Origin of the sequence: [Zimmermannella] alba NBRC 15616 (genome assembly GCF_001570905.1) — a bacterium.
In the GTDB taxonomy this organism is placed as follows: domain Bacteria; phylum Actinomycetota; class Actinomycetes; order Actinomycetales; family Microbacteriaceae; genus Pseudoclavibacter; species Pseudoclavibacter albus.
This window is the reverse complement of sequence record NZ_BCSO01000011.1, coordinates 1-23,778: the sequence shown is the minus strand read 5'-3', so window position 1 is coordinate 23,778 and position 23,778 is coordinate 1. Positions and strand designations below refer to the sequence as shown.

17 protein-coding genes are annotated in these 23,778 nt (G+C 62.5%); 10 read left to right on the top strand and 7 right to left on the bottom strand.

Annotation, left to right across the window (positions count from 1 at the left end):
* Positions 1-102 precede the first annotated feature (102 nt).
* Positions 103-1,797, bottom strand: a complete 1,695-nt coding sequence (locus ZAL01S_RS07735) for a glycosyltransferase family 4 protein (protein WP_066081943.1) — start codon at positions 1,795-1,797, stop codon at positions 103-105.
* 105 nt (positions 1,798-1,902) lie between these two features.
* Here ZAL01S_RS07735 and ZAL01S_RS07730 point away from each other — a divergent pair, with 105 nt between their 5' ends.
* Both ZAL01S_RS07730 and ZAL01S_RS07725 read left to right on the top strand, forming a co-directional pair.
* Complete coding sequence (locus ZAL01S_RS07730) at positions 1,903-2,901, top strand: DUF6270 domain-containing protein (protein ID WP_066081940.1); 999 nt, start codon at positions 1,903-1,905, stop codon at positions 2,899-2,901.
* 93 nt (positions 2,902-2,994) lie between these two features.
* Complete coding sequence (locus ZAL01S_RS07725; RefSeq protein WP_306301598.1) at positions 2,995-4,887, top strand: glycosyltransferase family protein; 1,893 nt, start codon at positions 2,995-2,997, stop codon at positions 4,885-4,887.
* A gap of 89 nt (positions 4,888-4,976) precedes the next feature.
* On the opposite strand, the gene ZAL01S_RS10345 is transcribed toward ZAL01S_RS07725, so the two are convergent.
* Together ZAL01S_RS10345 and galE are read right to left on the bottom strand one after the other, a co-directional pair.
* On the bottom strand, positions 4,977-5,480 hold the full coding sequence (locus ZAL01S_RS10345; protein WP_159421648.1) for an endonuclease domain-containing protein: 504 nt from the start codon (positions 5,478-5,480) through the stop codon (positions 4,977-4,979).
* A gap of 589 nt (positions 5,481-6,069) precedes the next feature.
* Positions 6,070-7,080, bottom strand: a complete 1,011-nt coding sequence (gene galE, locus ZAL01S_RS07715) for a UDP-glucose 4-epimerase GalE (protein WP_066081937.1) — start codon at positions 7,078-7,080, stop codon at positions 6,070-6,072.
* 295 nt (positions 7,081-7,375) lie between these two features.
* On the opposite strand from galE, the gene ZAL01S_RS07710 reads away from it, so the two are divergent.
* From ZAL01S_RS07710 to ZAL01S_RS07685, 6 genes are all read left to right on the top strand, one after another.
* Positions 7,376-8,875, top strand: a complete 1,500-nt coding sequence (locus tag ZAL01S_RS07710; RefSeq protein WP_159421647.1) for a hypothetical protein — start codon at positions 7,376-7,378, stop codon at positions 8,873-8,875.
* A gap of 137 nt (positions 8,876-9,012) precedes the next feature.
* Positions 9,013-10,278, top strand: coding sequence for a UDP-N-acetyl-D-mannosamine dehydrogenase (gene wecC / locus ZAL01S_RS07705; protein ID WP_066081932.1), 1,266 nt, complete (start codon positions 9,013-9,015; stop codon positions 10,276-10,278).
* A 123-nt stretch (positions 10,279-10,401) separates the two neighbouring features.
* A complete protein-coding gene (locus ZAL01S_RS07700; RefSeq protein WP_159421646.1) occupies positions 10,402-12,276 on the top strand; it encodes a glycosyltransferase family protein in 1,875 nt (624 codons plus the stop codon).
* 44 nt (positions 12,277-12,320) lie between these two features.
* Positions 12,321-13,250, top strand: a complete 930-nt coding sequence (locus ZAL01S_RS07695; RefSeq protein ID WP_159421645.1) for a glycosyltransferase — start codon at positions 12,321-12,323, stop codon at positions 13,248-13,250.
* A 47-nt stretch (positions 13,251-13,297) separates the two neighbouring features.
* Complete coding sequence (locus ZAL01S_RS07690; protein WP_159421644.1) at positions 13,298-14,098, top strand: ATP-grasp fold amidoligase family protein; 801 nt, start codon at positions 13,298-13,300, stop codon at positions 14,096-14,098.
* Entirely contained in the window at positions 14,095-15,555 is a 1,461-nt protein-coding gene (locus ZAL01S_RS07685; protein WP_306301597.1) for an APC family permease, read from the top strand. The genes ZAL01S_RS07690 and ZAL01S_RS07685 overlap by 4 nt, the downstream gene beginning before the upstream one ends.
* Positions 15,556-16,023: 468 nt before the next feature.
* Here the strand turns inward: ZAL01S_RS07685 and wecB are convergent, their stop codons facing one another.
* The 4 genes from wecB to fabG form a co-directional block, all read right to left on the bottom strand.
* Positions 16,024-17,217 carry a non-hydrolyzing UDP-N-acetylglucosamine 2-epimerase gene (gene wecB, locus ZAL01S_RS07680; RefSeq protein ID WP_066081924.1) on the bottom strand — a complete coding sequence of 398 codons (1,194 nt, stop codon included), beginning with the start codon at positions 17,215-17,217 and terminating at the stop codon, positions 16,024-16,026.
* 69 nt (positions 17,218-17,286) lie between these two features.
* On the bottom strand, positions 17,287-18,195 hold the full coding sequence (locus ZAL01S_RS07675) for an ABC transporter ATP-binding protein (protein ID WP_083523189.1): 909 nt from the start codon (positions 18,193-18,195) through the stop codon (positions 17,287-17,289).
* Positions 18,182-18,919: an ABC transporter permease gene (locus tag ZAL01S_RS07670; RefSeq protein ID WP_159421643.1), complete on the bottom strand. Its 738-nt coding sequence runs from the start codon at positions 18,917-18,919 to the stop codon at positions 18,182-18,184. The genes ZAL01S_RS07675 and ZAL01S_RS07670 overlap by 14 nt, the downstream gene beginning before the upstream one ends.
* A gap of 385 nt (positions 18,920-19,304) precedes the next feature.
* The gene (gene fabG, locus ZAL01S_RS07665) at positions 19,305-20,069 is read right to left on the bottom strand and encodes a 3-oxoacyl-ACP reductase FabG (protein WP_066081920.1); all 765 of its coding nucleotides are present in this window, start codon (positions 20,067-20,069) and stop codon (positions 19,305-19,307) included.
* A gap of 276 nt (positions 20,070-20,345) precedes the next feature.
* Here fabG and ZAL01S_RS07660 point away from each other — a divergent pair, with 276 nt between their 5' ends.
* Complete coding sequence (locus tag ZAL01S_RS07660) at positions 20,346-22,292, top strand: FAD-dependent monooxygenase (protein ID WP_066081918.1); 1,947 nt, start codon at positions 20,346-20,348, stop codon at positions 22,290-22,292.
* Positions 22,293-22,839: 547 nt separating this feature from the next.
* The coding region (locus ZAL01S_RS07655) for a thioester-forming surface-anchored protein (protein ID WP_159421642.1) at positions 22,840-23,778 on the top strand (939 nt) is incomplete at its 3' end.

Genomic DNA, 23,778 nt, shown 5'->3' with positions numbered 1-23,778 from the left:
CGGTGATGCCAGCGGGTTGATCCAGCGGATCGGTGGCTTGCCGGGTTGGGAATGCCCGCAGGCTGCAGCTCTCATCACGCGTCCTGCGTTACGAGTCGCGCGTCATGCCAGACGTGCGTACAACTCCGCGTACCGCTCGCCGGCGCGCTGCCAGGTGCGCTCCGCAGCAAAGGCGTACGCAGCGGTGCAACGTGCGTCATTCGGTTGTGCAGCCCGAATGATTGCCTCCGCGAGCGAGGCAGGGTTACCCGGCGCGGCAAGCGTCGCAAGCTGTGCGCCGTGTTCGTCGCGCGCCAATTCGGCAAGCGCCGGGATGTCGCTCAGCACGACCGAGCGGCCGAGTGCCATCGCTTCGACCGGCTTGAGCGGCGTCACCGACCGCGTCACCGGAAGATCGAGCCGCGGCACCGTCACTACGTCGAGCGCGTGCAGGTGCTGGATGGCATCCGCATGCGTGAGCTTCCCCGGAAAGTGCGCGGCCCCCGCATCCGTGAGGCCGAGCTCAGCTGCCCGACGCTCGAGCGACACCGCCGCCGCGCCGTGCCCGCCGATGAGAGCGCGCACATCGTGGCCCCTCGCTCGAAGTTGCGCGACCGCCTCCAGCAGCACGTCGAAGCCCTCATAGTCCACGAGCGACGACACCGCCCCGACCCAGAGTCCCTTGCGCGGTAGACCCAGACGCGTCCGCCCCGACGGCGGGCACACCTCGGGCTCCCGCAGGAGGCTGGCATCCACCGAATTCGGGATGACCGTGATGCGCTCCTCGGGGACGCCCCGGGCAACAAGTTCCGCACGCATCGTCGCAGAAAGTGTCACGACATGGTCGGCGCGACAGGCAAGCTCGATTTCGCGCGCGGATGCGAGACGGTAGCGCTCACTCGATGCAGCAGCCGCGCGCGCCTCCGGGGTGCGCTTGGCAGCAGCCCACGTCTTCTCGAGCATCCCGCGCACCTCGTACACCCACGGAATCCCGAGGCTCGCGGCGGCGGCCTCCACGCTCAAGGCGTTCTGGTGGTGCGTGGTGGTGTGGAGGACGCTCGCGCCGTGCTCGTTCGCGATGTTGGCGAGAGCGCGCGCTTGTCGTGCGAGGCGCGCGGGCATGGAGGCCTCGAGCCGCCACGGGATGAGGCGGCGGTATTCGATGTCGTCCACGACATCGCGGCCGGACGCCGTGAGCGAGCCGACCATGACGGGGTAGCCGAGGCGCGTGACGGCGAGGGGTTCAAGCCCCGCATCCTGCTGGGCGCGGAGGACCGCGTGCGAGCGCCGCGCGTAGCCGGAGCTTGTATGCGGGCGGGAGTTCGTGAGGAAGTGCACGACCCGGCCGGGCTTCGCCGTGTGTGGCTTGCTCGGCGGTGGCACGAGTCGCCTGCCCGGGAGGAGGATGTCGCGCTCGCCGCGGAGCGTGCGCGCGTACGGGTGCCGGGGTGAGAGCTCGTCAAGCGCGTCGCTCACGGCGCCTTCATTCCAGAGCTTCCGCGCGCGCAGCTCGTTCGACGCGGCGATCGGGCCGGGAGCGAGGCGCGGCTCGTCGAGAGCGATCGCGAGTTCGCCGGCCATACGGTCGTGGCTGAGGGGTGGATGCTCTCGCAGCAACGTCCGTGCCTGCTCAGGATCGTCGGCGAGGAACGCGGCGAGCGCCTGCGCGGCGGGTGCGGGCTTGTGGGAGAGCACCCGGGTGAAGAGTGTGCGCGCCGGGGTGAAGCGGCGAGTCACAAGCAGCAAGAATCCTGCCGGTGATGCCGTGAGCTGGCGCAGCGAGGCGCTCGCTACCAGTGACAGGTTTCGTGCACGCATGGGTGGCTCCTGAAGCGGCGAGGGAAACGCGGGAGATATCTGAAATTGTGGATGAAGCTGATGCAGCTACCACCATACCCAGGGTTGACGGCCTACGATCGACGCATGAGCAGCGCTGATGTGACCCCCGACGCGCCCGCGCCAGCCGCAGCCGCGGAGGCTGCTCCTGCTGAACCAGCTCCAGCTGCTCGAGTAGCGCCGGATGCGCGTATCGAGAGCATCCCCGCCGGCCCCGCCGCCCCTGCCGAGCCTGCCCCCACGGCATCTGTCACTCCAGAACCAGCTCCGGCTCCGCCCGTCGAGCCCGCCCGCACCCCACTCAAGGTCGCAATCCTCGGCAGCTGCGTGAGCCGCGACGCCATCGCGCACCACGAAGAGGACTACGAGGTCACCGGCTACCTCGCCCGCACCTCCCTCCTCTCCGCGGGAACGAACGCGCGGCACCACCTGCCGCAGGAGTTCGACATGTCGAGCCCCTTCCAGCAGCGCAACCTCCTGCGCGATGTGGAGGGCGGTCTCCTTGCCAACCTCAAGTCCTTCGCGGATGCGAGCGACGTCCTCATGTGGGACCTCGTGGACGAGCGGCATGGCGTATGCGTGTTTCCAGACGGCAGCATCCTCACCCGCAGCATCGATCTCCTGTCCGTCCCCGAACTCGTCGAAGCGTGCGAGGCGGGCGAGATCCTTGCCTTCGGTTCGGACGAACACTTCGCCCGCTGGTGTGGTGCCGCGACGATGTTCGCTGATGCGCTCGACGTGCTTGGCCTCAAAGCGAAGACGATCGTGATCGCCGCCGACTGGGCGGTGCTTGACACTGCCGGGAACCCGACCCCGTGGTCGATGGGTGTGCGGGCGAAGGAAGCGAACACGCGCTACGCGCCGTACTACCGTCACCTCGAATCCCTCGGCTTCACGATCGTGCGGATTGCGGATACGGTCGGCGACCCCGAACACAAGTGGGGCCTTGCCGCCTTCCACTTTGTGTCAGAGGTGTACGAGACGATCCTCGCGGCCATCGAGGACTTCGCCTGGCCGGAACCGTCGGTGAATACCCTGCCTGAACCTGCAGCCGATCAGGGGAGTTCCGAAGGCGACGCAACATAGACACACGACGATCTAGTAAAGTGAAGCATCAAATGCTGGCCACGTCGTCCCCCACGAGGCTGGACCGGCAGTCGTTCGACTGAGGAATGATTCGTGTCACCACTCTCGATCCGAGACCTCCGCACCGGTTTGTGGCATGTGCGGAAGGGCGGGTTCCGCCAACTCGCAGAGTGGCGCCGACGTCGTGCGAACGACACCTGCCCGAACGCGTCAGCACAGAGGCCGTCTGACGGCACCTTCGACCCGATGGCCATGCCGGCCTACGAGCCCACACTCAAGCCCAGAAGCTTCCCGGGGCTGCGTGTCGGTGTCATCATGGATGACTTCTCGCTCCAGGCCTGGGCCTACGAGTTCGACACGGTCGAGCTCACGCCCTCGAACTGGTCGAGTGAGCTGCGACGCGGCCTCGACCTCCTCTTCGTTGAGTCGGCGTGGAATGGCAACCACGGCGCGTGGCAGTACCAACTCACTGGTTCGAAGGCCCCGACCGCGGCGCTGCGCGACCTCGTGGCAGCCTGCCGAGAGCAGGGCATCCCGAGCGTGTTCTGGAACAAGGAAGACCCGCCCCACTTTGAGGACTTCCTCGAGACGGCCAAGCTCTTCGACGCGGTATTCACGACCGACGTTCGCCTCATCCCCGAGTACCGCAAGCGGCTCGGACACGACCGCGTCGACGTCCTGCGGTTTGCGGCGCAGCCCGCCATCCACAACCCCGTTCGGATGCCCGCGATTCACCAGCGTGGCGACCTCGCCTTCGGCGGCATGTACTTTGCGCACAAGTACCCCGAGCGGCGCGAGCAGATGGAGCTTCTCCTCGGCGCGGCCCACCGGGTGAGTGGTCGCATGGAGCACGGGCTCACGATCTACTCGCGCTTTGCGGGCGGGGATGCCAACTACCAGTTCCCGGCGCCGCTGGATAAGCATGTCGTCGGGTCGCTGCCGTATGAGCAGATGCTGTCGGCGTACCGCGCGCACAAGGTGTTCCTCAACGTGAACTCGGTCGTCGACAGCCCGAGCATGTGCTCCCGGCGCGTGTTCGAGATCCTTGCCTCGGGGACGCCGTGCGTGAGTACCGAGAGCGCCGCGATCCCGGAGATTTTCCCGAGCAACGAAGTGCCGATCGTATGCGATCCGCAGGAAGCCGAGCACGTGCTGCGCGCGCTTGTGCGCTCGCACCGGCTGCGTGACCGGATGGTGCATCGCGCGCAGCGCCGGATTTGGCAGGAGCACACCTACGCGCACCGGGCCGTGCAGCTGCTCGAAGCTGTCGGGCTTGACGCCAGCACGCCCATGGTCGGCGCGCCCAAGGTGACCGCGATCTGCTCCACCAACCGGCCGCAGCAGCTGCAGCACGTCCTCGAGCAGATGGGCCGCCAGCAGGGCGTAGAGCTCCAGCTCGCACTCCTCACCCACGGCTTCACCGCTGATGAGCGGGCGCTGCGCACCCAGGCAGAAGCGTGCGGGATCACTGACTTCGTGCTCTTGGCGCAGCCCGACGATGTGTCGCTCGGCGCGTGCCTCAACGCGCTGGTCGCCGCGGCCGACGGCGACATCCTCGCGAAGATCGACGATGACGACCTCTACGGGCCGAACTACCTTCTCGACCAGGCGCACGCGCTTCGCTACACGGGTGCGGATCTGGTGGGGAAGCAGGCGGTGTATGCGTACCTCGAGCAGCGAGACGAGCTCGTCCTGCGCTCGCCCGAACGGGAGCACCGCTACACGACGTTTGTGGCCGGGCCGACGCTTGTGGCCCCCAGGCGCACGCTCGTCGAGGTGCCCTTCGAAGACCGTACGCGCGGCGAAGACTCGACCTTGCTGCGAAACATCACCGCGCAGGGCGGCCGCGTCTACAGCACCGACCGCTTCAACTTCGTTCAGCGCCGCGCAGGCCACGGCCACACCTGGGACGTCTCGGACCGCGAGTTCCTCGCGAACGGCGTCGTCGAGACCTTCGGGTTCAACGAGCAGCACGTCTTCTGCTGACCCGGACTGTCTGGTTTTCGTCATATAGCGCTTATCGGCGCCCACGGGAGAGATAGCAGCTATATAGCGAAAACCGGACAGAGTTTTGGCTACTGAATCGCGCGCCACCGTTCGGTAACGGCTCGCACCTGGACTCCAATTACCGGTTCGGGAGCGCCAAGGCGACGCCAGTGGGCATTTGACTTGCGCCATTTGTGGCGCCCCGCTGCCATCGCGGCCAGAACTGTATCGACCACGTGACGAGGTCGATTCATGACCTGGTTGTACGAGAACCGGATCACGGTGAAGCCAAGTTGGTGAAGTATCGCGTCTCGACTGCGGTCGTGCTCGAATGCGTCTTTGCTGTGAAACTCATAGCCATCAACTTCGATGACGAGACAATCTCCGACAAGGAAGTCCACGCGGCCTACGTCCCGAATAATGACCTGCACTTCAAACTTGATGCGGGCAGAGACGAGCAGGGAGCGCATGTGGCTCTCTAGCCCAGAGTCGACGCTTGGGTTAACCAATGGCAAGAGATTTCTCCCCGCTGATCCTGCAGCAAGCAGCGCGCTCTTTGCCTCGTGCGGCTCCAGGACGGTGGTAGCGAGCATGGTGTCGACGATTGCGATTGTGTCGTGGCGAGGTAGGCACTTCACTGCACATGTGACGGCGACGGACGGGTCATCAGTGGCGCGGAGTACAGGCACGCGAGGGCCTGGCAGCACATGATGCCTGATGCCTGCAGCCGGAGGTTTCGGATCGCGCAGACGTACGTGGAGATGGCCATCGCCTCGTGGCACCCACACTGACGGCAACGTGCTCAGCAGACTGACGCAGGTGAGAGAACCACCTGACTTCACGGCAGCGACAGCTCCCGCATCTGCCCCCGGTGCGGCGTACCACCCTGGTCGAATGCGCCGGTATCCGGCGCGCAAGAGTGAGCGCTTCACGGCCTTTCGTGCAGTGTCATTGGGTGCGAGCTGTCGTAGGGCCACGACTCCGCGGCCCCGCTGCGTCAGTTCGTCGAGAGCGTCCATGCTGCCACTAGAGCGCATGTGAGCAACATCTGCAGAAAGTTATCCACAGGCTGCCCATTCGGGGGTGGGTGTCTGGTTTTCGTTCTCTAGCGACTATGCCGTCTGGGAGCGCAGATAGCCGCTATATAGCGAAAACCGGACACGAACTCACGACGGTCAGGGGCTAGGCCTCGTAGCCGCGGGGGTTTTGGCGCTGCCAATTCCAGGCGTCGCTGCAGGCCTCCTCGAAGGTGCGCTTGGCACGCCAGTCGAGGCGTTCGGCGGCGAGGGCTGGGTTTGCGGTGGCGATGGCGGCGTCGCCGGGGCGGCGCTCGACGATCTCGTAGGGGAGTTCGTGCCCGACAGCCTGCTCGAAGGCGCGGAGCGCCTCGAGCACGCTCGTGCCGCGGCCGGTGCCGATGTTCGTGGTGAAGACGCCCGGCGTCAGGTGCTCGAGCGCCGCGACGTGCGCTTCGGCGAGGTCCATGACGTGGATGTAGTCGCGGATGCCCGTGCCATCGACCGTCGGATAGTCGTTGCCGAAGACGCGCAGGCGCTCGCGGGTGCCGGTCGCGACTTGCGCGATGTAGGGGAGGAGGTTGTTGGGGATGCCGACCGGGTCTTCGCCGATGCGGCCACTCGAGTGGGCACCGACGGGATTGAAGTAGCGGAGGATGCCGACCTCGAGCGCGGCGTCTGCGGCGGCAGCGTCGCGGAGGATCCACTCACCCATGGCCTTTGTGCGGCCGTAGGGGTTCTCGAGGTTCGTGCCGACCGGGTCGGACTCCACGAGGTCGGAGCCTGGCTGCTCGTACACGGTTGCCGAGGAGGAGAAGACGATCTTGTGGATGCCAGCTTCCGCCATCGCCTCGAGGACGGCGAGGGTGGAGCCGAGGTTCACGCGGTAGTAGTTGAGTGGCTCTCGGACGGATTCCGACACGGACTTGAGACCAGCGAAGTGGATGACGGCGTCGGGGCGGTGTTCTTCGAAGACGCGAGCGAGCACGGCGGGGTCGGTTGCGTCGCCTTCGATGAGCGGGAGGGCGCCGCCGGTGATCTCCCGCACACGGCGCACGGATTCGGGGCTGCTGTTTGCGAAGTTATCGAGGGCGATGGCTTCGTGTCCGCGTTCGATGAGGCAGACGGCGGTGTGGCTGGCGATGTAGCCGGCGCCGCCGGTGAGCAGCACGCGCATGGTTCCTCCGTGCGGTGGGTGGTCCGGGATGCTGGCCACGATACCCGCCCCGATGGTCGCGTATTCGCCGCGCTAGGCCGAATTGGAGGATCGTCGTTCAAGAATGTTGTGAGCCGTGGGCGGCGGAGGGATCGAGATGGTGTGGAAGCGCGGGACGCGCGGTCGGCGATCGCGACGCTGGCGGGCTGCGCTTCTGGCGCTGCCCCTCGTGCTCAGTGCGTGTTCGACACCGCCGGTTCCAGACGAGCAGGCGAAACCTGCCCCGACGCAGGAGGCCGACTCTTGGGCTGAGCTCATGCGGTACGTCCCGGGCCTCGAGGCGCAGGGGCAGCCGTTTTCGCAGCCGGTGGCATCCGTGCAGACTGCTGGCGCGAACCTGACGATCACTCCGGACGCGACCGCTTACGCTGCAGCGTCGACCCTCGCGACGGGTTCTCCTGCGCCGGGCAGTGATCCCTCCCAAGCGAGTGTGTCGACGCCCGCCTGGCATCACACGAACGTTGGTCTCTCGTTCGAGATGAGTGACCTGGCGGATCCGCGTTGGGAACCTGGGGCCTCGAGCCTTGACATCCTGATGAGCCACCTTGACGGGCCGGTGCTGCGTTTTGGCGGCAATTCGGTCGATCGGCGGGTGTGGTTTACCGGCTCGGATGAGCCCGCACCGGAGTGGGCGAAGGCGACGGTGACGCCGGAGGACTTTGCGCGGCTCGCACGTTTCGCTGAGGCGACAAACGCGACGGTCGTCCTTGATCTCGATCTTGGCCACAAGGATGCGGAGCGGGCCGCCTCGATGGCGGAAGCCGCGAGTTTGAGCCTCGGCGAGAGGCTCCTGGGCGTCACGCTCGGGAACGAGCCGAACGGTTTCTTCCTTGAGTCGCAGCCGCAGTATGCGATCCGCGACGCGTCCTGGAGTACCGAGGAGTATCAGGCGGAAATTGCCGAGTATGAACGGGTGATCCACGCGCGCGTGCCGGATCTTCCGATCTCTGGTCCGGGCACCTTCGACGCGAAGTGGTGGCGCGCGTTCGTCGCGGCGGGGCTGTCGAACACGGTGTCGTTGAATTCGCACTGGTATCCGCTCTGGTCGTGTCCGGGGCGCCAGGGGACGACGGATGCCGCCTTCGAGCCGACGGTGGCAAATCTTGTGGCGCCGTCGATGCATGAGAAGGCGGAGAGGATCGTCGGCATGGCTGCGGATGAGGCGTCGAAGTCGGAGCTGCCGCTGTGGATGACGGAGACGGGTTCGACCTCGTGTGTTGGCTCGAATGAGAGTTCGCGTACGCACGCGCAGGCGCTGTGGACGGTGGATTACGCGGTGCATGCGGCAGAGCTTGGGGTGTCGATGATGGCGTTCCACTCGATGCTTGGGGCGTGCAGCGGGGGAGCGCCGATGAGTGTCGTGTGCGATACCGGCAAGCAGGGGCAGCCCGCGACGCCTGATCTCAACGGTCAGGCGAACTACTTGGCGCTGCTCTTTCTCGCGCAGCTGAGGGAAGGCGCCGTGGTGCCGGTCGAGGTGTCGGGCGGTGGGGATGTCTACGCCTATGGCGTGGCAGCGGCAGAGGGTCTGGATGTTGTGGTCGTGAACATGGCTGATCCGGCTGCGGTGGGGTCGTCGCCGGTTGAGGTTGTGACGCCGGCGGGCCTAGAACTCCGGGAGGCATCGCAGCTCTCGGGGCCTTCGTTGGATGCGAGGAATGAGTCCCGGCTGCTGCCGCTTGGGCCAGCGGATGTGTCGTCGGTGTCCGAGCTTGCCCCCGGATCGGCGACCCTGCTGCGGTTCGACAGTGCCTAGCGGCGGAGCTTGAACCCAATCCAATTGCCAAATTGAATCAAAAAATCTCGATTAGGTTGCGGTAGGATAAACGACGCGACATGTTGCCTACCGCAGCGTGTGCGCTCAGTTGCTTCACGAAGGGTTCCCCCACTCTCATGTCTGCTGCTCCTGTTGTGGAATCTCCGTTCGAAACGGTTTGTGTTATTGGTCTCGGCTACATCGGCCTTCCGACTGCCGCGTTCATGGCCTCGAAAGGCATTAACGTCATCGGCGTAGATGTCAATGAGCGTTACGTTGAGCAGATCAACGCTGGCCAGGTGCCGTTCTTCGAGCCTGACTTTGAGTCGATGCTCGCTGGTGTTGTGGCGCAGGGGCGTCTTCGCGCCCAGACGACGACGCCTCACTCGGACGCGTACATTGTGGCGGTTCCGACGCCCTTTACCGACGACCACGACGTCGACATCAAGTACATCCGTGCGGCCGCGGAGGGTATCGCCCCGCAGCTGCAGGGTGGCGAGCTCATCGTCCTTGAGTCGACGTCGCCTCCTGGAACGACTGAGCGCATGGCTCAGTTCATCCTTGACGTGCGCCCCGACCTTACGCTGGACGAGGGTAAGTCGAACAGCGTCTACTTCGCGCACTGCCCCGAGCGGGTGCTGCCGGGCCGCATCGTCGTTGAAATGGCTGAGAACGACCGCGTAATCGGCGGTATTGGCGAGAAGGCGGCAGAGCTTGCGCGTGCCTTGTACGCCACGTTTTGTAATGGTGAGCTGCTGCTCACGACGGCGACGACGGCTGAGATGGCGAAGCTCACCGAGAATTCGTTCCGTGACGTGAACATCGCGTTCGCGAACGAGCTGTCGATCATTTGCGACAAGCTTGCGATCGACGTGTGGGAGCTCATTGAGCTTGCGAACCATCACCCGCGCGTGAACATCCTGCAGCCTGGCCCTGGTGTTGGTGGCCACTGCATCGCGGTGGACCCGTGGTTCATTGTGTCGTCGTGCCCCGAGGAGTCCCGCCTCATCCGCACCGCACGCGAGGTGAACGACTCGAAGCCCGAGATCGTCATCCAGAAGGTGCTCGAAAAGGCAGACCGTTTCAAGGCTCCGAAGATCGCGATGCTTGGTATTGCGTTCAAGCCGGACATTGACGACCTCCGCGAGTCGCCCTCGCTGAACATTGTTGAGCGCATCGCCGGCGAGCTGCAGGACGCTTCGATCCTTGTTGCGGAGCCGAACGTCGAAGAGCTCCCCGAGAAGCTCACGCGCTTCGAGAACCTCAAGCAAATGCCAGCGCTCGAGGCGATCGAGGAAGCCGATATCGTCGTGCTCCTCGTCGACCACGCGCCGTTCAAGCAGATTGATCGTTCACTTCTTGCAGAGAAGATCGTGATCGACACGAAGGGTGTGTGGCGGTAGGCCTCACCCCCTGCGGGCAGAAAGGGCAACATGACGACTTTCCGATCGACCCTGTCGCGATCGATTCGCCGAAGCAAATCTCCCGGTAGCTCTCTCCCGAGGCGCATTCAGTGCGGAGACGAGGTGGTGTCAACTGAAGCGATTGAATCCGTCTCGCACTCGATGTCGGTGAGCGAGGGTCAAGTTCTTGATATCGCAGTTGAGTCCTTTTCCTCGGAAGAGGTAGAAGGGGCGGCACTTGTCGAAGTTCGTGCACTTGACGCCCAAGGCAAGCGTGTGCCGCTGCCGGAGTGGCCGACCTACTCGCGTCGTGTTGGCGAATACATGTACTTGACTCCCGGTGACCAGAACTCACCTTCCATCGACGAGTTCTCGGTAACGGTACCCAAAGGCGTTACGCTCATTAAGCTGCAGGGCCATCGTTGGAAGCAAGCTGTTGAGACACGGGTGCTCGAGGGGCTAATCGTCAATGTGCGAGGCGCTTCGAACAGTCGAACCAGTCTCCCCAGCGGCGCGCCGCTCCGATACTCGGCCCGAGACCTTGACCTGAAACAAGAGTTGCATTGCGGCACCGACCGGGTCAACATCTTCATTAATCACCTTGCACAAGAGGTTGACTCGAGCGGACCCGTCCAAATTTCGTTCTTCAATGAGAATGACCAGCTCATTACGCCGATCGGTGATTCGAAGCAGAACCCGAAGCTGGGCCCCATCTTCGTTCTTCAAGGCGTCGCTGAGACCCGAACGACTACCCAGGTTGAGGTCGAGGTTCCCCGCGAGGCTGCCTGGCTGAGGCTGAAAGGCCAGGACTGGGGCTCTAAGACAGCGCTCATTTCGGGAGCTGTCAAGGTTGAACAGCATTCAAATCAAGATGACAGCACCTTACGTGAATTCGTGCGGTCAATCCCTAGCGAGGTGCCGCTGATCATTATCGATACGACGGCACCCCCTCTTGGCCACGAAACTCTTGCGCTGCGGCCGAACAACCTCACCGCAGCCTACGCACGTCTTGGCGCATACGTGATCTTCATTCCGTTCGGCTCACTTCAGGGAATGCCGATGGTGCATGACGACCACGTGTTGCAGATCCCCCGCGAGGGCGTGGACGAGATGTTGAGCATTGTGCTTGCGGATCGAGGGGCTGACAACAGCACCTTCATCTGCAGCTCGTTCCCTTCGCTGCAGTCTGTCACTGTCGCGACCATGCTGAAGACGCAGGGATGGAAGGTAGTCTACGAAGCACGTGACGACATGGAGGAATTCAACCGAGTTGGATACTCGAAGTGGTACTCACCGCTTCTCGAGCGCCGAATGCTGGGCATCGCCGACTACGTCATGAGCGTGAGCACCGCGCTCGACGAGAAGCTCGTCTCTATGAAGCCCCAGCTTGAGGCTCATCGCGTCATCCCGAACGCCGTGAACCGTCACGTCATTGACAATGGTGAGTCGCTTCGCACCGAGTCCGCCGCGGTGCGTCGTGCGGACAGCACAACGGTGGGCTACGTAGGCCACCTGACGAGCTCATGGTTCGATTGGCCCCTCGTGGTTCAGGCTGCCCAGCGCATGCCCGACGTCCGGTTTGAAATCGTTGGTCACGGGATGCCCGCCGGGCTTGAGCTGCCTGAAAATGTGATCGCTCTTGGCCCGAAGACGCACGAAGAACTTCCTGAAATTGTTCAGAACTGGAAGGTCGGCCTAATCCCGTTTAAGGACATTCCTCTCACGCGATCGGTTGACCCCAACAAGATCTACGAGTACTTCGCGTGGGGACTCCGTTGTGTCACTGCTCCCATGGGGAAGGTTCATGAGTACCCCGCTACGTGGACTTACCACGGTGTCGACCAATTCGTGAAGGCATTGCGTGAAGCGGTTGATTCACCGGTGTTGAACGCAGAACGCGACGAGGTCGAGCGTTTCGTCCAGGGAGCGAGCTGGGACGACCGTGCTCGTGAATGCCTCGATTTCATTGACCTCACCGTCCCGAGCCAGGAGGCATAGCCGTGCGACATCTCATTGTCTACCCGAACTGCTCCAAGGGCGGCGTGACTTCGGTCATCCGTGGCCGTGCGCGCAAGAATCCAGAGGCTCACTATGACGTGGTCTTTTTCAATGATCGCGGTGGCCGTTTCGCATTCGAGGATCTGCCGAACGTGACCGTCCGGATCGTTCGTCAGGACCGCTCGACGTCATACTTCAACTACCTCATGGAGAACTTCTCCTATTCGAGCGTGTCGGTGCTGAGCTCACCAGCCACGTCGAATCAGCTAGTGAAGTTCGAGAATTGCCGTGTTACGTACGAGTTTCACTCCTCGGACATGTCGATCGTGAAAGAAGAGATCGACCAGCTCGAGGTTGATCGCATTGCACGATTCATCGCGCCGACTTCAGTCATGACTGAGCAGATTCGCGACCTTCTTCCGCTGCGAGTCCGGGATCGACTCGAGGTCGAATCTAACCTGGTGGACACGGCACTGTTCTCGACCGATGGCAGGGCCGAGTTCTTCGCCAATTCACGCTTTGAGCAGGACGCGAACGCCATTCCACTGATTTGGGTAGGACGATTCGATTCGGGTAAGGGATATCAGTACTTCATTCGAACGATCGCCCAACTGCCGGAGCAGTACGTGGGCCACGTCATTGTGAGCCTCGAAAGCGATCCGGATCGCGCGGACAAGTTTCTGTCTGAGTGCGCTGCCATGGGTGTAGAGGATCGTGTTCGCCTCTACCTGAACCTGTCGCAGGCACAAATCGCTGAGGCATACCGTAGCGTGCGTGATGCAGGCGGCTGGTGCGTCTCGACATCCCTGATGGAGTCGTTCGGCTACTCGGTGGCGGAAGCTACCCAATGTGGTCTGCGAGTCGCCGCCTTCGAGCTTCCCGTGTGGGATCGATACTTCGGGAAAGAAATGCTGGTCTCTGTGCCAGCAGGCTCTGTGCAGAAACTAGCCTCAGTCATTCTTGAAGAGAACTAAGCGGCACGATAACTGGATCGATAGAAGTGCAGAACATGAGACATCAAATGCAGCCCGACTACCTGACTCGCGTGCGGTGGCGCGGTTCAGGCAAGGAGCCTGGTTTGCCGGGGTACTTGCATGACAAAGTGAGGGGTGAGCAGTTTGTCAGATCGCTGGGAGTGGACTCGCCCCAGGTGTATAGCACGTTCAATTCTGTTGATGAAATCACTTTCCTTGATCTACCAGATGCTTTCGTTCTGAAGCCGACGTTTCTTTCTAGTTCGCTTGGCGTGATGGTTTTGCGTCGGCAAGGTGACGTTTACGTCGATAGTTTGTGGGGCAAGGCTTACACTATCGAAGAGGTGCGGAAGGAACAGTTCCGTCTCGCTGAGAAGTCCCAAGCCGGAAACAAGGCATGGATCGCTGAAGAGCTTGTCGAGGATGTGACGGGATCACTAGTGCCCGACGACTGGAAGTTCTACTGCTTTCAGGGGCGCATTGGTCTGATCCATCGGGTTGTTAGGGCGGAACCTCGGGTACGCCACGCATACTTCGATGGGGACTTTGTTCCACTCGCGGATGAATCTGGCGAATTTATTCGCGTCAATGAAAAATTGATTGAACGCATTTCGGTGGCCCCGCCGGCCGAATGGAAAAGCTTAATGAACGCTGCGCGTCGAATTTCTGTTGCCGTGCCTACTCCTTTTGTGCGCGTAGACATGTACAACTCCGCCCGGGGGCCACTATTTGGAGAATTTACCCTCGTCCCGGGTACATTCTATTATGAGGACCGCGAGCGGATGATGCCGCCGCTCTCCACCCGGCTGGGGCAGTTGTGGGAACAAGCTGAGACTGATCTGACTTGAATGAGAAAAAACAGACTGGTGGCTCCCTCCTAAAGGGCTTGAGTGAAGGTGCAGTCTTCGCGATTGCCTTGGGGGCTGCGGTCGGTTGGGGTGCATTCGTCCTTCCGTACTCCTGGTTGACGACCTCGGGTTGGCTTGGAGTGTTGGTGGGGTTTGCGATCGGTGGCGGTCTGATCGCCGTCATCGCTGTGAACTATGCGGTGGTGATCAAAGCTCTCCCTGTGGCGGGAGGTGGGGTTGCCTTTGCTTTGTCGGCGCTGGGGCGGGTGCATGGGTTCATTTCCGGGTGGTGTCTGGCTCTTGCCTACTCGGGAATTGCCGCGCTGAACGGATCGGCGATTGCGCTCGTATTTCGTCACGCATTTCCGAGTCTGATGATGCAGGGGGAGCTCTATGTCATTGCTGGCTGGTCGGTGTACTGGCCGGAGATCATAGTTTCTAGTTTTGCGATCGTTGTTTTCGGACTGATCAACATGAAGGGCATTCGTGTCTCGGGCGGTGTGCAACTTCTTGCTTGCATAGTCATGCTTGCTGCTGTTGTTGCGCTGTTCTTTGCGACCATATTTTGTGCCCTGCCGGGTGGGTTGCGACTAGCGCCACCAACTCCGACAGGTGTGGATATGTGGTCTGCTGTGGTGACGATCGTTGCGTTTGCCCCGTGGGCATACGTTGGCTTTGACACGGTCCCGCAAACTGCGGCAGAGTTTAACTTTTCGCCCCGGCGCGCATTCGCGTTGCTCATGTGGGGCATTGGCGCCGCTACAGCGATTTATGTCGCTATGGCCATGGCGACTGCGTTTGCTGCGGCCGATTCCTTGGAACCCTGGGCTCACGAAGTCTGGCCAACTGCCTCAGTCATCTCGCACCTCATTGGCCCTATTGGGGATATCATCATGATCATTGCCGTGGCCATGGGGGTCTTGACAGGGCTTAATGGTTTCTATGTTGCCGCAAGCCGGGTGCTGCTAGTAATGGGACGCGCTAAGATGGTCCCCGAGTTCTTTGCGTGGGTTAGTAGAAAGCAGGGTGTTCCCTACGTTGGCATCCTAGCTGTCATGTTTCTGTGCTTGATTGCTCCGTGGTTTGGTCGTCAGGCCCTGCTGTGGGTGGTTGACATGACAAGTGTGGGCATTGCTGTCACGTACTTTTATACGTCCTACTGTTCGTACAGAATTGGACGCTTCGGGTTTGTTCCCGGGATGGCTGAAAAGATCCCGGCTTCTATAGTGGCGGCTATCTTTGGCGTGATCGGGTGTATAAACTCTGTAGGGTTCCTGGCGTTGCTGTTGATACCTGCTTTTCCTGGTGCTCTGCGCGTGGAATCGTTAGTTGCGCTTTGTGTATGGTTTATAGCTGGGGTCGCGGTCTTGGGCTTTCGGTGGCGGAGTTTCTATGGCCAGCCTGGTGAGCAGTTGCACGACGCAGTTTTTGGTTCGTTGCAGTCTGGCGACGGGTAGGTCGGCCGATGTGGCATTCCAGCTCAGTGATGTGTTGACTCGAACTAGTCCACGGTGGTGAATGGCGTGGAGCATGGGAAGACTTGCCCAACCTCGGGGGTCGAGGTGATCGATGACTAACGAATTGATCTGGGATAGGCCCGAAGTCCCTGGTGTTCGGCGTTCATGGCGAAATGTGTCTACTGCTCTGTGCTGAGTTGTGAGCCGATTCAGTGTGACCTGGGTGTGAACTCGGACTACATGGCCAGCAAATGCTGTGCGGGTGCGAGGTCCATTGTCATCATCTGGTGTTGCGTATTGCGTGTTGTCGGGTTGGTGACGTTCTCTCGTCGAGCCAAGATTCTGAGGTCGACAAAGGTGAGTGCACAGCTCGGTAACCGGTCAGTGACTCGCATTGGAGGCGACTTCGCGATTGTGAGGAAAAGTGTCTCTTCGGTGCCTATCTTTTGACTGCACAAATGTGGAGGGTCACTGATCCACGTTGCTTCCTCGGTATTCAGGTTTGGGCATCATTGCGCCCGCTGCAAAATCAGCTAGGCGCGCTCCTTCGCCCGTAAGGGCGCTGACCGCCGCAACTGCACGCGCGGCGGCCTTACCGTCGCCGTACGGGTTCACGGCATTCGCCATGGCCGCGTAGGCCTCATGGTCATCGAGCAGCCTCGCGGCCTCGGCCACGATGCGATCCTCGTCAAGGCCCACAAGTCGCACCGTCCCCGCTTCAACCGCCTCCGGCCGCTCGGTGTTCTCGCGCATGACGAGCACCGGCTTTCCAAGCGCGGGAGCCTCCTCCTGAACCCCGCCCGAGTCAGTGAGGATGATCGTCGCACGAGCCATGAGCTTCGTGAACTCGTTGTAGGGGAGCGGCTCCGTCACGATCACGTTCTCGACGCCATCGATCTCCGGCAGCACAGCCGCGCGAACCTTCGGGTTGAGGTGAGCCGGCAGCACGACCGCCGCATCCGGGTAGCGTTCCGCGAGGCGCTTCATGGCTCGGCCGATTGCCGACATCGCGGTGAGGTTTTCGCGACGGTGCGTCGTGACCAGGATGACACGGCGGTCATCGTGTGCAAGCTGCTCGAGCTTCTCGTCGGTGAAGTGGGTGTCCCAGCCGCTTGCTTCAATGAGCGCGTCGATGACGGTGTTGCCGGTGACGACAATGGTTGCCTCGTCAGCGTTCTCGGCGAGCAGATTTCGCTTCGAGAGCGCTGTCGGAGCGAGATTGAGGGACGAGACGCGAGAGATGAGGCGGCGATTCGCCTCCTCAGGGAAGGGAGAGAAGAGAGTGTCCGTGCGAAGGCCAGCCTCAAGGTGCACGACCTTGATCTCGCGGTTGAACGCGGCAATTGCCGAGGCCATAGCCGTCGATGTGTCGCCGTGGACCACGACGGCATCCGGCTGCTCACGCTCAAGCACCTCATCGAGCGCGGCAATCACGCGCGAGACGATGCCGTTCAACGTCTGGCCCGGCTTCATGATCGCGAGGTCAACGTCGGGGACGATGCCGAACATGGAGTTGACCTGTTCGAGCATCTCGCGATGCTGGCCGGTCGACACGACAAGCGACTCGAAGCGGTCATCGGCGGCAAGCGCCTTCACGAGCGGTGCGACCTTGATCGCTTCCGGGCGCGTGCCATAGACGGTCATGATCTTGGGGCGGGTCATGGTGGGCTCCAGGCGCTCAAGAGGGGGGGGACTAGGGGTTGTACCAGCCGATGGTGTATCGGCAGAAACCTATGTTTGAAATTGTAGTGCGGCATCCGCCAGGAGTTGTTCGGCCTTGTCGTTGTTGCCCTGAGCCAGGTTGTGGGCAAACCACCGATAGGCTCGCGCAATGTCGCCCGCAGGCCCATCGGCGATAACGCGGCCACGGTCGAGCCACACGGCTCGCGTGCACATTTCTTCGATCTGTTGGGCGGCGTGGCTCACGAGGAACACGGTGCCCGCCGAGGCGATCATCTGGTCCATTGCTCGCCGTGATCGCTCCATGAAAGCGGCATCGCCTGTGGAGAGCGCCTCATCAATCATGAGGATCTCGGGCTTTGCGGCGACTGAAATCGCGAAACGGAGACGCGCGGCCATGCCAGACGAATAGGTTCGCATCGGCATTCGGAGTGCGTCATCCAGGTTTGAAAGTTCGGCAACCTCACTGCGCTTCTCTTCGACGACTTCAGGGCTGAACCCCATCGCCAAGAGGCCAAGCCGAATGTTTTCCTCTCCTGAAAGCTCAGGAAGCAGAGCGGCGCTCACGCCGAGAAGCTGTGGTTGAGCGGAAGTGAGGACGAGGCCCTCGCTCGGCGGCTCAAGGCCTGCCAGGACGCGCAGGAGCGAACTCTTGCCGGACCCATTTCGCCCAACTAGGCCAACAAACTCGCCTTCGCGAACCGCAAGCGAAACGCCACGTAGGGCTTTCACACTCCGGGTGCGGGGAAAACGGAAACCCTTCCGCTTCGATGCGCTCGCTCGGACTTGGTATCGCAGGTGAACATCGTCTGCAAAGACTGTGATGTTGTCGTTGGAGATGCGGCGGCCAGCGCGGGCAACTTCGTCAGCGTCGAAGGCGTATGCCTCAGTCTCGGTGACGCGGATCGGAGAGGTGTCCAGCGGCACGCTCTCGCTCGACTTGGGGTTACTCGCGGCCATAGGACTCCTCCTTCAGCCAGAACGTCAAGAACCCGACGACGAGAGTGCCGATCGACCACGCAAGCATCGTCATCCACCGCTCAAATGAAGGGAGTGCTCCCTGCATAAGGATCATGCGGTAGGAATCAATGAATTGATAGATCGGATTCAGTTCAACGATGAACAGCGCTAGCGGGTGGTTGACGAACCGGTCAATTGGGAAGATGACACCCGAGGCGTACAGCAAGATTCTGCCGACGAAACTCACGAACTGACCCAGGTCTGGAATTGCGTGGCCGCACCGGGCGAGCCCAAGTGCGATACCCAGGTTCAACAGAATTTGAATCCCAAGCAGCACCGGAAACAGGAGCCACAGCAGAGTTGGCTGTTCGTGCGGGGGGATTGCCCAGATGAGCACGAGCATGACAGCGAATCCGGGTGCTGCTTGGAGGAGTTGCCGGATGACCAGCGAAACAGGGATAGCGGCTCGCGGAAAACTGAACGCGCGAATGAGCGCGCGCTGTTGGCGAATGACGCCCGGGGACTGCGAAATTGCGGCATTCGTGAACTGAAACATGAAAATGCCGATGAGGATGAACGCGACAAAGTTTTCAGTACCGCGCCCCGCTTTGAGGACCAGCCCGAAGATGAGGCCGTAGAAGGCGGCGTCAAGAAGTGGCCGCAACACGAGCCACAGCGACCCCAGCCGCTCATTCGCGTTGCTCGTCCGAACCCGGCTCTTCACATCCCGCCAAATGAAGTGGCGCCGACACCACAGCGCCGCAAGGTACGGCCCGAGTGGAAGGCGTCCACCGGCAGGCTTCAAGCGGTCGAGCGCGCCGAACTGTGTCTCGACCTGCAGCGCGAATTCCGACTCCATGAGTTGGCTCCGCAGTCGCTCATAGCGTCGATCACCCTTCTTGCGGGCATGCATCACCTGGCCGGGGGTCAGGCCAAGCCCAAGATCAGCGTCCACGTTGAGGACATGGTCCGGGGTTTCCCGATGTCCCATCGTGTCTGCCTCACTGTGAGGGAGCGCGAGCCCCGGTCGAAATTGTGCTCGTCTCAGGATAGCGGTGAATTGCCCTCGCTATATCCAGTCCGAACGATCCAGTCGGGGTGTCGGCGAGTTAACGCAAATCTTCGAGTGCCTCCGGCGACTCCGGCAGCACCTGCCCGCCATCCACGATGATCGACTGGCCCGTCACGTAGCGCGCGCCATCCGACGCAAGGTACGCAACCGCCTCGCCGATGTCCTCCGGCTCGCCCAGGAAACCAAGCGGCACCGAACGCGCCATCCGCTCGAGATACGTCTCGCCCATGTCCTTGAGGCCTGGCGTGAGGATGTTGCCCGGCAGCACCGCGTTCACGGTGATGTTCTTCGGTGCGAGCTCAATCGCGGCCGAGCGCATGAACCCGAGCTGCGCAGCCTTCGTTGCCCCGTAGTGCGACCACTTCGGGAAGCCCGTGAGGTTACCCGTGATCGAGCTCGTGAGTACGATGCGGCCCTTGCCCGACTCCTCAAGCGCCGGCAGTGCAGCCTGAACCGCGTGCACCGTGCCCTTGACGTTGATGTCGAAAATGAAGTCGAGGTCTTCGTCACTCATCGTCGCGATCTCGGCCTGCGGGTACACGCCAGCGTTCGATGCGAGGATCGAGAGGCCGCCAAGCTCGGCAATGAGTTCCTGGAAGACCTCGCGGGTGCGGGCTGCATCGCGAACATCGAGCGCGGACGCCAGGAAGCCCGCCTCGCGCATCGGAGCGCACTCCTCCTCGGTGAGGCCCGTGACGGCAACCTTCGCGCCGTGTGCACGGAGCACCTCGGCGATGCCCCGGCCAATGCCGAGCGTTCCTCCCGTGACGATGGCGGTGCGGCCTTCAAGCAGTGCGGACATGACTCTCTCCACTTCTCGTAGCGGGCGCTCACGCGCCACGTTGCGGGTATTCGCCACCGTAGATGCCCCAGGTGAACGGTGGCTCAGGTGGGCCTACCCGACCAGCTCACCCAACTTTGCAGATTGTCAGGCATCCCGTGCGAAATCCTGCCGATGGGCTGAACGGCTGTGCGGTCTCCTCGCATTTCATCGCATTCTGTGAGTACACTGCCTTATGCAGGCAGCGCCGCCTGCAGCGAGTGCACGTCGGCAAGGACGCCGACAGGAGGAGTCACGATGCAGTTTCACCACCACGGCTACGTCTCGACCGACCCGCGCATCCAGCCCGCGGCCCGGAGCGGCAACATCTGGAGCCCCGAGTTCCCCGAAGAACTTGATGTCCTCATCGTCGGCGCAGGCCCCGCTGGCATGATCACCGCTGCCCAACTCTCCATGTTCGAGACCGTGCGCACCCGCATCGTCGACCTGCGCGCCGGACGACTCGAAATCGGTCGCGCGGATGGCCTGCAATCCCGCAGCCTCGAAACCTTCCAGGCCTTCGGCTTCGCCCACCGCGTCGCCCACGAGGCGTACCACATCCAGGCTATGAACTTTTGGTCGCCCGACCCCGACAACCCGGACAACATCATCCGCACCGCCCGCACCGAGGACGACCCGCAGGGCATCAGCGAGTTCCCGCACGTCATCATGAATCAGGCGCGCGTCATCGACTACTTCGACGAGTTCATGCGCTTCTCGCCCACGCGCCTGCAGCCCGACTACGGCATCGAGTTCGTCTCGCTCGAGGTCGACCGCAGCGAGACCGCAGGGGAATACCCGATCACCGTCACGCTCCGCCGTCGCGCTGAAGCGGGATCCGTTGTGGACGACGCGGACGCAGCCCACCGAGACGCAGGCGGCGGCACGGGTGACGACTTCGTCGTCCGCTGCAAGTATGTCGTCGGCGCGGACGGAGCCCGCTCAGGCGTCCGCAAGGCAATCGGTCGCAGCCTCTCCGGCGCGCAGGCGAACCATGCCTGGGGCGTTGTTGACATGATGGCCGTGACCGACTTCCCTGACATCCACACGAAGTGCGCGATCACCTCGAAGAACGGCTCGATCCTCCACATCCCCCGCGAGGGCGGCCACCTCTTCCGCTGCTACGTCGACCTCGGCGAAGTGCCCGAGGGAAGCCGCGGCGAAGTGCGCAAGACCACCGTGGATGAGGCGATCGCCCGCGCGAACGAGATCCTCCACCCCTACTCGCTCGACGTGAAGGAGGTCGCCTGGTACTCGGTGTACGAGGTCGGTCACCGGCTCACGGACGACTTCGACGACGTCGCCGACAACGACAACGCCTGCGACCCGCGCGTGTTCATCATGGGCGACGCCTGCCACACGCACTCCGCCAAGGCTGGCCAGGGCATGAACGTCTCGATGCAAGACGGCTTCAACCTCGCGTGGAAGCTCGGCCACGTCGTCGACGGGCGCGCACCGAAGGAACTCCTGCGCACCTACTCGAGCGAGCGCCAGGTGGCCGCGAAAAACCTCATCGACTTCGATCGCGAATGGTCGAGCCAGATGGCGAAGAAGCCCGAAGACTTCGGGAGCCCGCAGGAGCTCGCCGACTTCTACTGCGCGAAGCAGGAGTTCGCAGCCGGATTCCTCACCGACTATGACGAGTCGATGATCACCGGCAGCGACGAGCACCAGGCGCTCGCGGCAGGTTTCCCGATCGGCCGCCGTTTCAAGTCGGCCGAGGCGATTCGCATCGCGGATGACGTGACCCAGCACATCGGCCACCAGCACTCGGCCGACGGCCGCTGGCGCATCTACGTCTTCGCCGACGAAGCAGCGCCCGGTGTGGAAGGCTCGGCAGTTGAGCAGTGGGCAGCCTGGTGGGCTTCGGATGACTCACCCCGCCAGCGTCACCAGCTCCCCGGCGGCGATCAGGCGAGCATCTTCGATACGAAGGTCATCTACCGACAGGCCTTCGACACCTTCGACGTGCAGCGCGCGCCCGCAGCCTTCCGCCCGACCGTCGGCAAGTACGGCCTCCACGACATCGAATGCATCTACGGGACGGGGCGTGGAACGGACATTTTCACTGAGCGCGGCATCGCGCCACAGGGTGCGGTAGTCGTCGTCCGTCCCGACCAATATGTTGCTCATGTTGTGCCGCTTGAGGCCACGCAGGAGCTCGCCGAGTTCTTCGCTGGCACCCTCATCGAGCGTTCGGCCTAGCGGCGAGCGGGCACGAGGCGGGCACCCAGAGTTTGGGCGCCCGCCTCGTCGTTCCACGATAGAAGTGAGCACCTTTCGGTGCGGTCTGGGCGGACCCTCCGAAACGTTGTAGCAACGGGACCTTTTTCGGGAACCGTTCAGAATTTTATGGCCCTGACCTGAGGTTTCTTCGGATCGCGCAACTGGATCCAGCAGTTTCGCGGGTCGTGCAGGGTGGTAGTGACGTTTTTTATGCGCCGTCATTGAATCTTTTCGCCGTGTTCCAGCTTGATGTTTTGGGCCCGGTGTGGTGGCGGGGGTCGGGAAGCGCGCTCCCTTGGTCAGTGGGCGAAATCTATAATGGTTGATGAGTGGTGAAGAACCCTCGCTGCGAGTGTGCGCATTCGCTCGGGGTTGTGAACAGCGCCGTGGGGAGTGGGGCGTCTGTGGTGTTGCCGCTTGGATCCGCAGATACGAAATGTGAGGAACGTACATGCCACTGGCCAAACGAGTGAGGGCACTGCTGGCTCTTGCGCTCGGTGTGGTGATTGCCATTCCCGCGTTCGCAATGGGGTTTGCTAGCCCCGCGAACGCTGCATTTGGCGACACCTACATCGGTTATTCAACGGATGACGGTTGGGATGCCACCACGGGCGCCCTCGACAACATCTACATCTACGAGGGCACCACCGCGCCGATCCCCGGCTCGAACTCGGTGCTCGCGAACCTCGTCTACTGCTTCAATATGGGCCGGGCTCACCCGGTCACGACGCTCGACGACCCGAACGCCTCGGACTTCGAAACCTTTGTCCGTCAGATCGGTTCGGGCAACCTCCTTGGTTACACCGACCGCGCTGCCTCGCCCGTGTACACCCCGCTCGGGCTCGACGCGCACGTCGAAAGCGTCCTCTACAACGGTTACCCGAACGACAACGCTGGCATCCAGGCCCACTACGGCCTCACGGACGCGGAATTCCACGCCCTGACGCAGAGCGCCATCTGGGCCCTCACTGATGCCCACGGCGTCTCGCTCGCTGACAACCCCAACGGCGGCGACATGCGCTACGACATCGCGACCGCCCGCGTTGACGGCAACCTCTTCACGACGGACGCACAGAAGCAGGCGTACTACGCCCTCCTCGGCATCGCCGCTCCGGTCGATGGCACCGACATGACCGGTGCCCCGACGCTCGCACAGGTCCCTGCCGACGTCCGACTCGACATTTACGAGTCGAACAACCCGGGCTACCAGAACCTCCTCTCCGCCTCGTTCGTCCCCACGAACCCGACGCCGACGCCGACCCCGGTTCCGGTCAAGGTCTCGAAGGTTGACCTGGGCGGCAAGGAGCTCCCCGGCGCCGACATCGAGATTCACGACGCACAGGGTGCCGTCGTCGAGAGCTGGACTTCGGGCTCGACGCCGCAGCAGGTCACGCTCGCCGAAGGCACCTACACCTTCCACGAGGTTGCCGCACCGACCGGCTACAAGGCCGTCACCGAGATCACG

Coding starts and splice junctions, on each gene's coding strand:
- ZAL01S_RS07690 (WP_159421644.1), top strand. CDS start 13,298: ATGCAGCCCGACTACCTGACTCGCGTGCGGTGGCGCGGTTCAGGCAAG.
- ZAL01S_RS07675 (WP_083523189.1), bottom strand. CDS start 18,195: ATGGCCGCGAGTAACCCCAAGTCGAGCGAGAGCGTGCCGCTGGACACC.
- fabG (WP_066081920.1), bottom strand. CDS start 20,069: ATGTCCGCACTGCTTGAAGGCCGCACCGCCATCGTCACGGGAGGAACG.
- ZAL01S_RS07660 (WP_066081918.1), top strand. CDS start 20,346: ATGCAGTTTCACCACCACGGCTACGTCTCGACCGACCCGCGCATCCAG.
- ZAL01S_RS07735 (WP_066081943.1), bottom strand. CDS start 1,797: ATGCGTGCACGAAACCTGTCACTGGTAGCGAGCGCCTCGCTGCGCCAG.
- ZAL01S_RS07730 (WP_066081940.1), top strand. CDS start 1,903: ATGAGCAGCGCTGATGTGACCCCCGACGCGCCCGCGCCAGCCGCAGCC.
- galE (WP_066081937.1), bottom strand. CDS start 7,080: ATGCGCGTGCTGCTCACCGGCGGCGCCGGCTACATCGCCAGCCACACC.
- wecB (WP_066081924.1), bottom strand. CDS start 17,217: ATGACCCGCCCCAAGATCATGACCGTCTATGGCACGCGCCCGGAAGCG.
- wecC (WP_066081932.1), top strand. CDS start 9,013: ATGTCTGCTGCTCCTGTTGTGGAATCTCCGTTCGAAACGGTTTGTGTT.
- ZAL01S_RS07710 (WP_159421647.1), top strand. CDS start 7,376: ATGCGGTACGTCCCGGGCCTCGAGGCGCAGGGGCAGCCGTTTTCGCAG.
- ZAL01S_RS10345 (WP_159421648.1), bottom strand. CDS start 5,480: ATGCTCGCTACCACCGTCCTGGAGCCGCACGAGGCAAAGAGCGCGCTG.